Origin of the sequence: Mycobacterium avium subsp. avium (assembly GCF_009741445.1) — a bacterium.
In the GTDB taxonomy this organism is placed as follows: Bacteria; Actinomycetota; Actinomycetes; order Mycobacteriales; family Mycobacteriaceae; genus Mycobacterium; species Mycobacterium avium.
This window is the reverse complement of sequence record NZ_CP046507.1, coordinates 4,732,919-4,746,743: the sequence shown is the minus strand read 5'-3', so window position 1 is coordinate 4,746,743 and position 13,825 is coordinate 4,732,919. Positions and strand designations below refer to the sequence as shown.

At 64.8% G+C, this 13,825-nt stretch carries 13 protein-coding genes; 5 read left to right on the top strand and 8 right to left on the bottom strand.

Going from position 1 to position 13,825, the window contains the following annotated elements; translation table 11 throughout:
* The first annotated feature begins 9 nt into the window (after positions 1–9).
* Positions 10–660 (top strand): JAB domain-containing protein, encoded by a 651-nt coding sequence (locus MAA44156_RS22195; RefSeq protein ID WP_029248650.1) that lies wholly within the window; start codon positions 10–12, stop codon positions 658–660.
* Here the strand turns inward: MAA44156_RS22195 and MAA44156_RS22190 are convergent.
* The 7 genes from MAA44156_RS22190 to MAA44156_RS22160 all read right to left on the bottom strand — a co-directional run bounded on the left by MAA44156_RS22190 (position 657) and on the right by MAA44156_RS22160 (position 9,270).
* Positions 657–1,835 (bottom strand): restriction endonuclease subunit S, encoded by a 1,179-nt coding sequence (locus tag MAA44156_RS22190; RefSeq protein WP_009979745.1) that lies wholly within the window; start codon positions 1,833–1,835, stop codon positions 657–659. The two genes, MAA44156_RS22195 and MAA44156_RS22190, sit on opposite strands and share 4 nt — an antisense overlap.
* On the bottom strand, positions 1,832–3,319 hold the full coding sequence (locus MAA44156_RS22185; RefSeq protein ID WP_011726394.1) for a class I SAM-dependent DNA methyltransferase: 1,488 nt from the start codon (positions 3,317–3,319) through the stop codon (positions 1,832–1,834). Before MAA44156_RS22185 ends, MAA44156_RS22190 begins: the two co-directional genes overlap by 4 nt.
* Positions 3,320–4,186 carry a nucleotidyl transferase AbiEii/AbiGii toxin family protein gene (locus MAA44156_RS22180; protein WP_009979743.1) on the bottom strand — a complete coding sequence of 289 codons (867 nt, stop codon included), beginning with the start codon at positions 4,184–4,186 and terminating at the stop codon, positions 3,320–3,322.
* Complete coding sequence (locus MAA44156_RS22175; RefSeq protein ID WP_009979742.1) at positions 4,183–4,779, bottom strand: type IV toxin-antitoxin system AbiEi family antitoxin domain-containing protein; 597 nt, start codon at positions 4,777–4,779, stop codon at positions 4,183–4,185. The genes MAA44156_RS22180 and MAA44156_RS22175 overlap by 4 nt, the downstream gene beginning before the upstream one ends.
* Positions 4,780–4,850: 71 nt before the next feature.
* Positions 4,851–7,628: an EcoAI/FtnUII family type I restriction enzme subunit R gene (gene hsdR, locus MAA44156_RS22170; protein WP_159105954.1), complete on the bottom strand. Its 2,778-nt coding sequence runs from the start codon at positions 7,626–7,628 to the stop codon at positions 4,851–4,853.
* A gap of 187 nt (positions 7,629–7,815) precedes the next feature.
* The gene (locus MAA44156_RS22165; protein ID WP_009979740.1) at positions 7,816–8,064 is read right to left on the bottom strand and encodes a hypothetical protein; all 249 of its coding nucleotides are present in this window, start codon (positions 8,062–8,064) and stop codon (positions 7,816–7,818) included.
* A gap of 93 nt (positions 8,065–8,157) precedes the next feature.
* Complete coding sequence (locus tag MAA44156_RS22160; protein WP_033721277.1) at positions 8,158–9,270, bottom strand: alcohol dehydrogenase catalytic domain-containing protein; 1,113 nt, start codon at positions 9,268–9,270, stop codon at positions 8,158–8,160.
* Positions 9,271–9,284: 14 nt separating this feature from the next.
* Here MAA44156_RS22160 and MAA44156_RS22155 point away from each other — a divergent pair, with 14 nt between their 5' ends.
* On the top strand, positions 9,285–9,770 hold the full coding sequence (locus MAA44156_RS22155; protein ID WP_023879447.1) for an acyl-CoA thioesterase: 486 nt from the start codon (positions 9,285–9,287) through the stop codon (positions 9,768–9,770).
* Between the two features lie 43 nt (positions 9,771–9,813).
* The gene (locus tag MAA44156_RS22150; protein WP_003874167.1) at positions 9,814–10,254 is read left to right on the top strand and encodes an SRPBCC family protein; all 441 of its coding nucleotides are present in this window, start codon (positions 9,814–9,816) and stop codon (positions 10,252–10,254) included.
* On the opposite strand, the gene MAA44156_RS22145 is transcribed toward MAA44156_RS22150, so the two are convergent.
* Positions 10,251–10,940 (bottom strand): GntR family transcriptional regulator, encoded by a 690-nt coding sequence (locus MAA44156_RS22145; protein WP_011726390.1) that lies wholly within the window; start codon positions 10,938–10,940, stop codon positions 10,251–10,253. The genes MAA44156_RS22150 and MAA44156_RS22145 overlap by 4 nt on opposite strands.
* A gap of 183 nt (positions 10,941–11,123) precedes the next feature.
* On the opposite strand from MAA44156_RS22145, the gene fadD5 reads away from it, so the two are divergent.
* Both fadD5 and MAA44156_RS22135 read left to right on the top strand, forming a co-directional pair.
* Positions 11,124–12,710: a fatty-acid--CoA ligase FadD5 gene (gene fadD5, locus MAA44156_RS22140; protein WP_009978620.1), complete on the top strand. Its 1,587-nt coding sequence runs from the start codon at positions 11,124–11,126 to the stop codon at positions 12,708–12,710.
* A gap of 299 nt (positions 12,711–13,009) precedes the next feature.
* Positions 13,010–13,825: an MlaE family ABC transporter permease gene (locus tag MAA44156_RS22135; RefSeq protein ID WP_003874164.1), complete on the top strand. Its 816-nt coding sequence runs from the start codon at positions 13,010–13,012 to the stop codon at positions 13,823–13,825.

The following is a 13,825-nucleotide window of genomic DNA, read 5'->3' as shown; positions in this document are numbered from 1 at the left end:
ACGGAAGACATGCTGATCAGGTCACTCCCGCCGTGCGAGCGGCCCCGGGAACGGCTGCTCACTTGCGGAGTGGACGCATTGACGGCGGGCGAGCTTATCGCGCTTGTGCTCCGCAACGGCACCAAGGGCAAGAGCGCCCTAGAACTCGCGTCCGAGTTGATCGCAGAGTACGGCTCAGCCCAGGCACTGGCTGGCGCGCGACCGGAGGAGCTGGCGATGCGTCCCGGCGTCGGACCGGCTAAGGCGGCTGCGCTTGTGGCCGCCTTTCAACTCAGCCGGCGAAGCGTTCGCAGTGATCCGTCACAGCTGCGGAGCGCTGAGGACGTCGCAACAATCGCACGAGGAGAACTCGCCGGCGCTCGCCGTGAGCGGCTCATTGTCGTGATCTGCGACTCGGCAAATCACGTTAAGAAGGTTGTAACCGTCTCAGAAGGTGCGCTTGCCCGGTCGATCGTGCCCGTGCGCGAGATACTGAACGCAGTACTCCGACACGACGGGCGGGCCTTCGCGATTGCACATAATCACCCGAGCGGCGCTGCCGAAGCCAGCGACGCCGATCGGCAAGTCACGGCGTCGGTGAGAGCGGCCGCAACCACCGTCGGCTTGCGCTTCCTGGGCCACGTCGTGGTGGCGAATGACCGCTGGAACGCTGTCGCTTAGGTGAGGCGGGTAAAGGTCGCATTGAGGGAGGCCGGCAATAGCGATCTAGCCAATGCGCTGGCCTTCTGGTTGAGGGCGCGGAACTCTCCGGCGCTTGCTCGAAGAGCATCCAAGCTGGCCACGATCTCCTGTTGATCTTCACGCGACGGAATCGGAACTAAGAGTTCACGCAGAAAATCTGCTGGCACGCGTTGCTGTCCAGCAGTGCCGGTGAAGTGCTCAGTCGCGTTCAGGCGGACCGCGCGTGTCCGGAGGATTCGATGAATGTATTCCGCAGACACCTCATTTCCCGGCCTAACGACATGAAACTCAGTGGAGCCGAGCCCATAGTCGCGGTCAGAGAATACTGCCGACTTGCCGTTCTGCATGCAGGGCGTGATGCGCGCGAAAATCACGTCCCCCCTTCGGAACTGCTTATAGCCAGCGCCCAGCTCAGCGACCGATCGGACTTCTGCGTCAGACACCGAGCCAGTGTCGGCATCAACAGCTGCCATCGGTACGAACGCAACAAGGGTGTCGGCCGCCAGTCGAGTCGGTCGGGGGTTTATCTCAGCAACGTCGGCTAGGCGTCGGGCCGGAACTCCAGTCTTGCCGAGCCCGGCAATTAGTTTGGACTCCCGGCTGTCCGTGAGGGCGCGGAACAGAGTCTCCCCATGACGTCGCCTCTCGCTCGCCAATTGGACGACTTCTGACAGGCGATCTAGTTGACTGGCCACCTGGCGCTGTTCGTCGATTGGCGGGAGTGGAATCTCCAGTGCCTCGAACCGGTCGATTGCAAGGGTGCGGTTCCGGATGGTCGTCCCCGGCGCAGCTTTTCGAATCAACTCCATTCCAGGCTCGCTCAGGAAGAACCACTTCGCCCAGGCTGTATCTACCTGTCCGTCACGCGAAACATAGGTCAGAAACCTGTGCGTCCCAATTGTCCCCGCGTCACGTTCTTGGGCGCATGCGATCGCGCCTTCCCATGCCTGAATGTTGCTCAATACAAGGTCGCCCGGTGCAATGGAGAAGAACCGGTAGTCACCGAGTTCTGAACCACGCCTCGGCTCCCGGTGAAAGATGCCCTTGCCGAACGAGTACACGCCGATGAGCGAGTACTCGGTAAAAGGTTCGATATCGACACTGCGCCGTTGCAACGACAGCACGTCGCCCACACGAACGCGCTCGACGGTCATGGGCCCTCCCCAGTGACCTCGCGCTGGAGGCCATCCAAAAGCGCCAAGATCGAACGTTCGGTGTCGATCAGTTCAGCCAGCAGTTCTGCTGGCGGGCGGTGGGCGAGGTCGTCGCCTCGGTTCGGATTACGCAGATCGAGGTTGTACATATCATTGGCCTCGATGTCGGCGATCGGCACTCGCCAAGCGCGCTCGTTCTCGACGCGGTTCGACCACCAGACCTGGCAGTCCGCGAACTCCTCGAAGCGCATGGGCTTTGACTTCGAGTACTTCTTGCGGCCCTCAGGCGGCGAGATCTCGTAGTACCAAATCTCTTTCGTCCGGCCAGTCTTGTCGAAGAACAGCAGATTCGACGGAATATCCGTGTAGGGCGCGAAGGCGCCGTCAGGCAGGCGGACAATCGTATGCAGGTTGCACTCGGTGAGCAGTTGCTTCTTGATCCGCGCACCGACACCACCGCCGAATAGCAGACCGTTTGGCACGACGATGCCGCATCGGCCGCCGTCCTTGAGCATGCGGATGACGAGTTGGAGGAACAGCCAGGCAGTTTCGGCGGTCTGTTTGTCGGCGGGGAAATTGGCTTGGATCGACTTCTCTTCCTCGCCGCCAAACGGGGGATTAGTGAGTATCACGTCGACGCGCCGCGCCTTGCTGATCTGCGTGATGGATTCGGCGAGCGCATTGCCGCGAGTGATGTTGGGCTGACCGACGCCGTGCAGGACGAGGTTCATCATCCCGAGCAGGAACGGCAGCGGCTTTTTCTCGATCCCACGTAGGTTCTCGTGCAGGGCTCGGAGTTGGGCTGTCGTGGTCACCTTCGGGCTGAGGTGTTCGAGCGCTTCGACGAGGAACCCGCCGGTCCCGCACGCTGGGTCGAGAATGACCTCGCCGAGCCGTGGGTCGACCTGCTGGACGATGAACCGGATGATCGGCCGCGGTGTGTAGAATTCGCCAGAATCCCCCGCAGCGTCGCGCATCTCGCGCAGCATCGATTCGTAGAGGTGCGCCATCGTGTGGATGTCGTCGGATGAGGCGAAGTTGATCTCGTTAACCTTGTTGACGACATCGCGGAGAAGGTATCCGGACAGCATCCGGTTGTAGGTTTCTTTGAAGACGGCGGCGAGGACATCACGCGGATCGTGGGACCCGGTGCCGGACAGGCCGCGCAGGTATGGCAGCAGCTCGTTGTTGACGAAGGTGAGCAGCGCGTCGCCGGTCCGCCCGTTCGGGTCCGCTGCCCAATCACGCCAGCGGTACGGCGCCTCGATCGCGGGACGGAAGTTCTCCTCGGTGATCTCGCGGTTTTCCTCAAGGCCGTCAAAGGCTTTGAGGAACAGCAGCCAAGCCAGTTGTGGGATGCGGTCAAGGTCGCCGTTGAGCCCGGCGTCCTTGCGCATGTAGTCGCGCGCGGATTTGATCACTGCGGCGAGCTTCGCCTGCGGTGAAGTTGCCATTGGAGCCTGCTTCTTCGCTTTCGCCGCCACCTACTGCCCCTTCTCGGTTGGGTACATCTGGTTCCAAAGGCTCTGCACAAGCGCGACCGCCTGCGGGAAGGTTCGGGCCTCGACATCATGGTCGTCAGCTAGTTGCGCGTACCGGGCAGGCCATGAGGAGGGCAGCGCAGGGAGTGGCCGCGGCGGCCCCGTCCCGTTTCGTTCGGCCCAGACCGCACGTGCGGCGTCAGCGACTAGGCCAGAATTGAGCAAGTCGTTCTCGATCAGGAGGACGAGGTCGAGTAGGTCGCGGACGCGCGAGTTCTCGCGGTCTTCGAAGTCCCGGGTCATAGCGTGGAACTTCTCGGCAGCGTGGCGGTGCACGTCGACAATCTCGACTTCCGTCGTCGGGATACCTGCGAAATCAAGGGAATTCGGCAAGGGCAACTGGTCGGTCGCCTGTAGTTCGTGCGCCCGAGGTGAGACGTCCAGCTTGATCGCCCCGAACGGCTTGCCGGCGAGGAAGGCCGCGACCGGCACGCGCCAAGTGAGGTGCCCACCGCCGTCCTCGCGAAGTGCGGTCGGTTCGCTTACTTCGAAGATGAACCGATCGCCGAACGGATCGTCGGACAATGCGTCGATCAGGCGCTCATGAAGGACGGCCGGGCTCAGTACATCGTCGCGCAGGCCTACGTCGATATCTTTTGTCACACGCGCGGCGTCGCTCAGCCGCACTTCGAGGGCCATGCCGCCCTTGAGTACCCAGAGTCCTGGTTCGGCGGCCTGCAGGCGCGCCATGATCCGTTCGAACAGGACCCGTCGGCGGAGCCGGTCCAGACCGACGCCCGCCTCTCGCGAGGCCATGAGCAGTCGGTGTTCCAGGGCAGTTCGCAATGCCTGCGGGGAGCTGTAGGTCATGAGGTGTCGCTGCGGTTGAGCGCGCGCTCGAGGTAGAGCGCTGCGCGTGCGTCGATGGATTCGGCTCGCGTTCGCAGTGATCGGATGCTAAGGAGCCCGCGCTGTCGGGCATCCGCCACTGCTCGGGCCAGTTGATCCTCGTCAGGTGCTGTCGCGGCGACGTCAATCAGCGACCGAATGGGAGTCGTGACTCGGAAGCCGGTTCCATCCTGGACATCATCGGTATCGAGCTCGGCGTGATGCAGGACGACGGCGTCGTCGTGCATTGTGAAGTCAGGCGGCACGGTTAGCTGTACGCGCGCCGATTCGAACTCGCCGATGCCATGCACCGCGAGAGCCGTTTCATGTGAGATGACCCCTCGGCCGCGCGACCACAGTGACCACCTCACGAGGTCGTCATGAACGTCGGGGATCCATTCGGCGAGTCGGAACAGTCCGCGCTCGATCCGTAGCCAGTTGCCTGCGGCGACGTGGTAGGCATGTGCTTGGTACGAGTAACCGACGGCCTTGGCCTGGGCAGCAGTGAAGTACCCGGCCTGCTCGGAGGCAAGGTTGAATAGCCTCCTTCGGAGATCGCGGCGGTCGGCAGGCACATTATCGATCCTATATCAAAACTGTAGTTTTACTGTTATACCTCTATACAAACTCAAGTTTTCATTGAGTATCAGGAGACATACACGAGTTCTCCGAGCCTCGTTTGAGCTGCACGCCACTCCTCGGGTGAACCGAACCGTCGGGCAATCTCGACTGGCGTACCGAGTGACGACAACGGCGGGACCTGGAGCACACCGGGGCTTTCCAACTCACTGATCCCGTACTCGGCGTACTTGTCGAGGAGGTACTCGAGCACCTCGCGGGCGGCGGGTTGAAAGGCCTCGAAGAAATCCGAATATTCCTTGCGGACGCGCCGCACCCGATCCGTACGCGTCGCCAGAGGCTGATTCCAAGCGAGGTGCACGAGAACATCGATCGGGTCGGCGTCGGGCAGACCGGCACGATCAGCTAGCTCGTCGGCGTCGATCCCGTGTTCGGCCAGGGCATCGAGCACCTCGCGGCGGCTGACCCGGCTCGCCCACTTCGCTCGCAGTTCATTGGCGCTCGGGAACAGCGACCGGACGGTCTCGGTCACTAGGTCGCGGTACTCCACCAGCCGCAACTGCTGGGTCTGCGGGTCGAGTTCGTACACGGCTTCTGCGGTCACGATGACCTCAACGTCGTCCACGTAGAACTTGGCTCGTGGCGCGGGGAGATCCTCCGGGTCAAGATCAACATCCACATCAGCGGGCCGCGGCGTTGGTTCAAACGACGGCTCCGGCTCCTCGACCACAACATCCTCAACGACATCGCCTTCGTCGTTGATTGCCTCCTCGATCACGTGCTCAGGGGGACCGTCGAATTCTGGATCACTGAACAAAGCACTCGCGCCGGAATAATCGATGATTTCGAACGAGAGTTTGTCCTCGTCGGGGAACAGCCGCGTGCCACGGCCGATCATCTGCTTGAACAGAGCCATCGATCCGACCGGACGGAACAGAACGATATTGCGCACCGTCGGCGCGTCGACCCCGGTTGAAAGCATTTCGGACGTCGTCGCGATCACGGGGAACTGCGCTTCGGTGTCGCAGAACCGACTGAGATGTCCCTGGCCGATCTCCTGTTCGTCGCTGACGATCCGTACCACATAGTCCCGATGCTGCGGCGTGAGGTCGGAGTTCGCATTGTGCAGAGCCCGACGCATCTGGTCAGCGTGCTCCTGGTTCGCGCAGAACACGATTGTCTTGGCGAACCGATCGGTTGCGTGAAGGTAGTTCGTGAGGTGCTTGGCAGCCGCCTCGGTGCGGCTCAGCAGCGAGACCACCCGCTCGAAGTCTGGCGTCGTGTACAGCCCGGGCGGGATCTCTTTTCCGAATAGGTCGAGCTGGCCCTGCTCGGGTGCCCATCCATGCGCGTCGGGGCTGAGCACAACCCGACGCACACGATAGGGCGCTAGGAAACCGTCCTCAATCCCCTGAGCCAAGGTGTACTCGAACAGCGGTGCACCGCCGAAGTACGCGTAAGTGTCAGCTGTCTCGTCGCGCTTGGGCGTGGCCGTCATACCCAGCTGCGTCGCCGGACTGAAGTGATCGAGGATCTTCCGCCACGAGGACTCGGCTCGAGCGCTACCGCGGTGGCACTCATCGACGATGACCAGGTCGAAGAAGTCTCGGGCGAATTGGCGAAACATACCGGTTGGCTCGTCGCCGCCATCGGCGAGCTGTTGGTAGAGGCCGAAGTAAATCTCGCGACCCGACTTGGCAGTTCCTTTCAGCTTCCAAATTGGCGAACCTTCGCCAGCCCCGAAGGCTGGCTTGAACTCGCGCTCGATCGGTTGGTCGACAAGCACGTTCCGGTCGGCCAGGTAGAGGATGCGCGGATGCCGGCCGTGGACCCACTGACTGTTCCAGAGCTTCCACACGATCTGCATCGATACGAACGTCTTGCCGGTACCCGTAGCCATAGTGAGGAGCAACCTTTTGTCGCCCGCGAGGATGGCCTCGACTGTGCGGTTGATCGCGGTCCGCTGGTAATAGCGCGGCTCTTTAACTGTGCCATCCGCATTACGCAGCGAACGGTTGAACGGAAGCAGAAGGCCATCGGCGGCAGAATCGTCTTTTATCCCCTTCCATTCTCGATAACGGGCCCACAACATTTCGGGTGAAGGGAACGTGGACAGGTTGGCTCGCTCAATACCGGTGTTTCGGTCGTCTTCGACGATGCTCACGCCGTTCGTCGAGTAGGCGAACGGCACGTCGAGCAATTGTGCGTAGTTCTTCGCTTGTTGCATCCCCTTGCCGGGGGTCGAGTATTCGCGCTTGGCTTCGACAACGCCGATCGGCATACCCGGCTCGTACTCCAGCACGTAGTCGGCTCGAAGCGGAGCGGTTCGCCGGTGTTTAGATCCGACCTTGACAATTCGTCCGTCGGTGATGCGGTACTGCTCGATGATTTGCTCTTCTGTCCACCCCGCGTCTTTCAGTTTCGGGAGCACATAATTGCGGCATGTGTCGGCCTCGCTCGGCCGCCTTCGTGACTTTAGTGATGCGCCAGGTGTTGTCGGCGGATCGTCTTCCGGGTCGCCAAATAGCGTACGGAGCGCTGCGCGGACGATTTCGCTGACCGATGTCTGCTCCGAATTAGCGCGCGCTTCGAGACGTTCCTTGAGTTCCGGCGGTACACGGATCGGTACGACCTCGGCTCGTCGCTTTGGCCGATGCTGCGGTCGGATTGTTTTGGTGTCGTAACCCGTCTCTGCTTCAGCGGCGGCGGACGGCAAATCAGCCGCGATAGCGGCGTCAGGCGGTTGAGCGGCTTCCGTTGCAAGGTACAGGAGTGCAGCGTGCCGAATCAGCTCGCTGACTGACGTGCGCTCGGCCGCGGCTCGTCTTTTGACGGCTGCGTGCAAATCGGCATGGAGTCGGACGGGTAGTACGACGGCCGCAGCGGATCCCATAAGAGGGCGCCCAGGGGCGCGTGAAATGCGGAGAGGGTCGTAGCCTCGCTCAGCCTCAGCGGCGAGCGCTGCAAGATCCTCCTCTGCGAGGGTTCCTTCGGAACTGAGCCCTGCGCGCTTGCTTTCCCTTTTCATGTGATCACATCCCGCAATCCGGGACCAGTATTAGATATTGACGTCGACAACGCATCGCGTGCCAGATCAGATGATCCCCGTTGGGCCGGCGACCGCCGACGAGTTCCAATAAGTTGGCCGCGCTGTCTGGCCCGATGGTCAATATTTTCGGGGGATCGGCGCCGTCGTCGATGGTGCCCTCGAACACGTAATTGTCGTAGGCGTGGGAGATCTCCTCGATCGAATAGCCGTGCTTCAGCGCTGATTGAGCCACTCGAAGCACAGCACCCAAGTGTAATACGAAATTATCGCCTGTCCAGAGGGTCGTTGCGGGTGGTTGGCGTGGCGATGTCCGCCTAGTCCGCGATTAGGCGTCGAACCGGATCAGCTGGCGCACCGCGGTGCCGTCGGCCAGATGATCCATCGCCTCGTTGATGTCTTCCAGCCGGATCGTGGACGACACCAGCGATTCCACCGGCAGCCGGCCCGCGCGCCACAGCTCGACGAACCGGGGGATGTCCCGGCTCGGCACCGCCGAACCGAGGTAGCTGCCGATCAGCGACCGGCCCTCGGCCACAAAACCCAACGGCGACACCGTGATCCGCGCGTCCGGCGGCGGCAGGCCGACGGTGATGGTACGCCCGCCGGGGGCCGTCAGGTCGATCGCGGTCTGCAGCGCGGCGGGATGGCCGACGGCTTCGATCACCACCGCCGCCTTCACCCGCGCCTCGACGGCCTGCTGCGGCGTGTACGCCTGGTGCGCGCCCAACCGCCGGGCCGCGGCCAGCTTCTCCGGCAGCTGGTCGACGGCGACCACCGGAACGCCGTCGTAGGTGAGCGCGGTCAGCAGCGCCGCCATCCCCACGCCGCCCAGCCCGACGACGGCGACCGTCTGGCCCGGCGCGGGGCGGCCCACGTTGAGCACCGCGCCGCCGCCGGTCAGCACCGCGCAGCCGAGCAGCGCGGCGACCTCGGCCGGCACGTCGGGCGGCACCTCGACCGCGCTGGCCCGGTTGACCACCGCGTGCGTGGCGAACCCCGAGACCCCGAGGTGGTGATACACCGGCCGGCCGGCCCGGCTGAGCCGAATATCGCCGCCCAGCAGCGTGCCGGCCCCGTTGGCCGCGCTGCCCGGTTCACACGGCGTCAGGCCCTCGGTGGCGCACGCCGCGCACCGGCCGCAGCGCGGCAGGAACACCAGCACCACCCGGGCGCCCACGGCCAGGTCGGCGACCCCGGGACCGACGCGCTCGACGATCCCGGCCGCCTCGTGACCGAGCAGCATCGGCACCGGGCGCACCCGGTTGCCGTCGACCACCGACAGGTCGGAATGGCAGATGCCGGCCGCCTCGATGCGGACCAAGACCTCGTCGCGCCCCGGGGGCGCCAACTCCACGTCGGTGATGCTGATCGGTCGCGAGCGCGCATACGGCCGGGGCGCCCCGATGCGCTGCAGCACCGCTCCCCGAATTCCGGACATGCTGGAATACAACCATGGCGTCGGCTCCCGTAGTTCCCCCCGCCCCGGAGGGGTTGACCAGCAACGACTTCCCGGTGCTGTGGCCGGTGGGCACCCGGTGGGCAGACAACGACATGTTCGGCCACCTCAACAACGCGGTCTACTACCAACTATTCGACACCGCCATCAACGGCTGGATCAACACCAGCACCGGCCTGGACCCGCTCACCACGCCCGCGCTGGGCATCGTCGCCGAGTCGGGCTGCCGGTACCTCTCCGAACTGCACTTCCCCGAGGGCCTGCAGGTGGGGCTGGCCGTCACCCGGTTGGGCCGCAGCAGCGTCACCTACCGGCTGGGCGTGTTCCGGTCCGCGGCGCCGGGCAGCGCCGAGCCCATCACCGCGCTGGGGCATTGGGTGCACGTCTACGTCGACCGGGACACCCGCAAGCCGGTGCCCATCCCCGACCCGATCCGGACCCTGCTGGCCGGCGCCGCCGTCGGGGACGCCGCACCGAAATAGCGCCCGGCGCTGGGACTTTCGCGTGCCCCGTTATGCTTCGCGCATGCCCGTTTTGAGCAAGACCGTCGAGGTCAACACCGACGCCGCCGCGATCATGGCCATCGTCGCCGATTTCGAGCGGTACCCGGAGTGGAGTGACGGGGTCACGGGCTGCTGGGTGCTGGCCCGCTACGACGACGGCCGCCCCAGCCAGTTGCGGCTGGACGCCGCCTACCAGGGCTTCGAGGGCGTCTACATCCAGGCCGTCTACTACCCGGGGCCGAACCAGATCCAGACCGTCATGCAGCAGGGGGAGCTGTTCAAGAAGCAGGAGCAGCTGTTCAGCGTGGTGGAGATGGGCGCCTCGAGCCTGCTGACGGTGGACATCGACGTCGAGCCGTCGATGCCGGTGCCCGCGCCGATGGTGAAGTCGATGCTGAACAACGTGCTCGACCACCTGGCCGACAACCTCAAGCAGCGCGCCGAGCAGCTGGCCGCGAACTAACCCCGGTTGCTCGGCGTGCCGGTGCGGTCGCGCATCGCGGTCAGCCGCGCCGCCGCGTCGGTGAACTGCCAGACCGTGTGCTCGATCACCGCGGCGGTGTCGCGGCGGCGCAGCGCGGCGATCAGTTGCCGGTGGTTGTCGACGGCGGCCCGCCCCCACTGCGGGTCGGCGGCGTACACCAGCACCGGCATGTAGCGGGCGGCGTTGAGCAGGAACCAGGCCAGCTTGATCCGGCCGCTGGCCTGGTTGAAGACCCGGTGGAAGCCGAACTCGAGGCCCGCGATGGTCTCGGCGTCGCCGGACCCGACGGCCGCGGCGAGCGCGTCGTTGATGCGATCCAGCTCGTCGATCTCGGTGTCGGTGATGTGGTCGGTGGCCGCGGCGGCCAGCTCCTTGGCGATGGTCGCCTGCAGCCAGAAGATGTCCTCGATGTCTTGGCGGGTGAGCGGCAGCACCACGTGACCGCGGTGCGGTTCCAGCTGCACCATGCCCTCGCCGCGCAGCTTCAGCAGGGCCTCGCGCACCGGGGTGACGCTGACGCCGAGCTCGGCCGCGGTCTCGTCGAGCCGGATGAAGGTGCCCGGCCGCAGCGCGCCGGACATGATCGCGGCCCGCAGGTGCCCCGCGACCTCGTCGGACAACTGGGCCCGGCGCAGCGGCCGCCGGCTCCTCGGCTGCATGGACATCGGTGCGTTCACGGGGCTTGCCAGGGCTTTCAGTGGCTTGGCGGGACGGGGTTTACGTTTTGACCGGTGTCGACGGGGGCTTGTCAGTAGACCGTCAACGCCATAATGTGACCCACACAACACTAAGTTTTATCAAATATCAACCTGGCGCAAGCGGTGCGCGAGTGAAGGGAAGTGTTGAGTTTGACCGCCCAATTGGCACACCATCCGACTCAGGCGAACGAGCAGCCGTACCTGTCCCGCCGGCAGAACTGGGTGAACCAGCTGGAACGGCACGCGCTGATGCAGCCGAACGCGACGGCGCTGCGGTTCCTCGGCAAGGGCCTGACGTGGGGGGAGCTGCACGGCCGGGTGCGGGCGCTGGCCGACGCGCTGAGCCGGCGGGGGGTCGGCTTCGGCGACCGGGTGATGGTCCTGATGCTCAACCGCCCCGAGTTCATGGAGTCGGTGCTGGCGATCAACATGCTCGGGGCCATCGCGGTGCCGCTGAACTTCCGGCTCACCGCGGCCGAAATCGCCTTCCTGGTGCAGGATTGCCAGGCGCGGGTGGTCATCACCGAGGCCGTACTCGCCCCGGTGGCCACCGGGGTGCGCGACATCGAGTCGCTGCTCGACACCGTCGTGGTGGCCGGCGGCTCCTCCGACGACGCCGTGCTGGGCTATGACGACCTGATCGACGAGACCGGGGCGGCGCACCAACCCGTCGACATCCCGAACGACGCGGCGGCGCTGATCATGTACACCTCGGGCACCACCGGCCGGCCGAAGGGCGCCGTGCTCACCCACACCAATCTGACCGGCCAGACGATGACGGGGCTGTACACCAACGGCGCCGACATCAACAACGACGTGGGGTTCATCGGGGTGCCGTTCTTTCACATCGCAGGCATCGGCAACATGCTGACCGGGCTGCTGCTCGGCATCCCCACCGTGATCTATCCGCTCGGCGCGTTCGAGCCCGGGCAACTGCTCGACGTGCTGGCCGCGGAGAAGGTCACCGGGATCTTCCTGGTACCCGCGCAATGGCAGGCGGTGTGCGCCGAACAGAGGGCACGGCCGCGCGACCTGAAGCTGCGGGTGATCTCCTGGGGGGCCGCACCGGCGCCGGACGCCCTGCTGCGCGAGATGTCGGCCATGTTCCCCGGCACCCAGATTCTGGCCGCGTTCGGCCAGACCGAGATGTCGCCGGTCACCTGCATGCTGCTCGGCGAGGACGCCATCCGTAAGCGCGGCTCGGTCGGCAAGGTCATCCCCACCGTGGCGGCCCGGGTGGTCGACGAAAACATGAACGACGTGCCCGTCGGCGAGGTCGGCGAAATCGTCTATCGCGCACCGACTTTGATGAGCGGCTACTGGAACAACCCGGAGGCCACCGCGGAAGCGTTCGCGGGCGGCTGGTTTCACTCCGGCGACCTGGTGCGCATGGACGAGGACGGCTACGTCTGGGTGGTCGACCGCAAGAAGGACATGATCATCTCCGGCGGCGAGAACATCTACTGCGCCGAGGTGGAGAACGTGCTGGCCAGCCACCCCGACATCGTCGAGGTCGCCGTCATCGGCCGGGCGCACGAGAAGTGGGGCGAGGTGCCCATCGCGGTCGCCGCTGTCGCGAACGACAATTTGGCGCTCGAAGATCTCGACGAGTTCCTGACCGAACGGTTGGCGCGCTACAAGCACCCGAAGGCGCTCGAGATCGTCGACGCGCTGCCGCGCAACCCTGCCGGCAAGGTGCTCAAGACTGAGCTGCGGATCCGCTACGGAGGCGGATGAATCGGCTAAATCCATTCCGGGGCAAGAGGTTCTGGGACCAGAAAGGAAAGTTGACGGACGCTGTAACGTTTGCCCGTTGTTGACGAAGGGTTAATTGTGCGGATGCGGTTCACACGTGATTGGCCATCGGGTACATTCCTGTGGTCTCCGTTACTACTTGCCAGTAGGGAGCCGATGGTCACACACGTTGAGTCGGGGCGAGGTGGGGGCACCCCCAGCCGCGTAGCGGTGAGGGAGACAGGCGTGCTAGACGATGTGCCGCGCCACCAGGCGCGCGGAGACGGCCGGAGGGGGCAGCGGTGACTTCAACGTCGACAAGTCGACGGGGTCCCTACTTGGTGGGCTATCTGCGCGACCAGTTGGAGACCCCGCTGACCCTTGTCGGTGGCTTCTTCCGGATGTGCGTGCTCACCGGGAAAGCGTTGTTCCGCTGGCCGTTCCAGTGGCGCGAGTTCGTCCTGCAGTGCTGGTTCATCATGCGGGTGGCGTTCCTGCCCACCATCATGGTGTCGATCCCGTTGACCGTGCTGCTGATCTTCACCCTCAATGTGCTGCTCGCCCAGTTCGGGGCGGCCGACCTGTCGGGCGCCGGCGCGGCCATCGGCGCCGTCACCCAGCTCGGCCCGCTGACCACCGTGCTGGTGGTCGCCGGCGCCGGGTCGACGGCGATCTGCGCGGACCTGGGGGCGCGCACCATCCGCGAAGAGATCGACGCGATGGAGGTGCTCGGCATCGACCCGATCCACCGGCTGGTGGTGCCCCGGGTGATCGCCGCGACCCTGGTCGCCACCCTGCTCAACGGCCTGGTGATCACCGTCGGCCTGGTCGGGGGCTACTTGTTCGGGGTCTACCTGCAGAACGTGTCGGGTGGTGCGTACCTGGCCACCCTGACCACCATCACCGGCCTGCCCGAGGTGGTCATCGCGACGGTCAAGGCCGCCGTCTTCGGCCTGATCGCGGGGCTGGTCGGGTGCTTCCGCGGGCTGACCGTGCGCGGCGGCTCCAAGGGGCTCGGCACCGCCGTCAACGAGACCGTGGTGCTGTGCGTGGTCGCGCTGTACGCGGTCAACGTGGTGCTGACCACGATCGGTGTGCGATTCGGGACGGGGCACTGA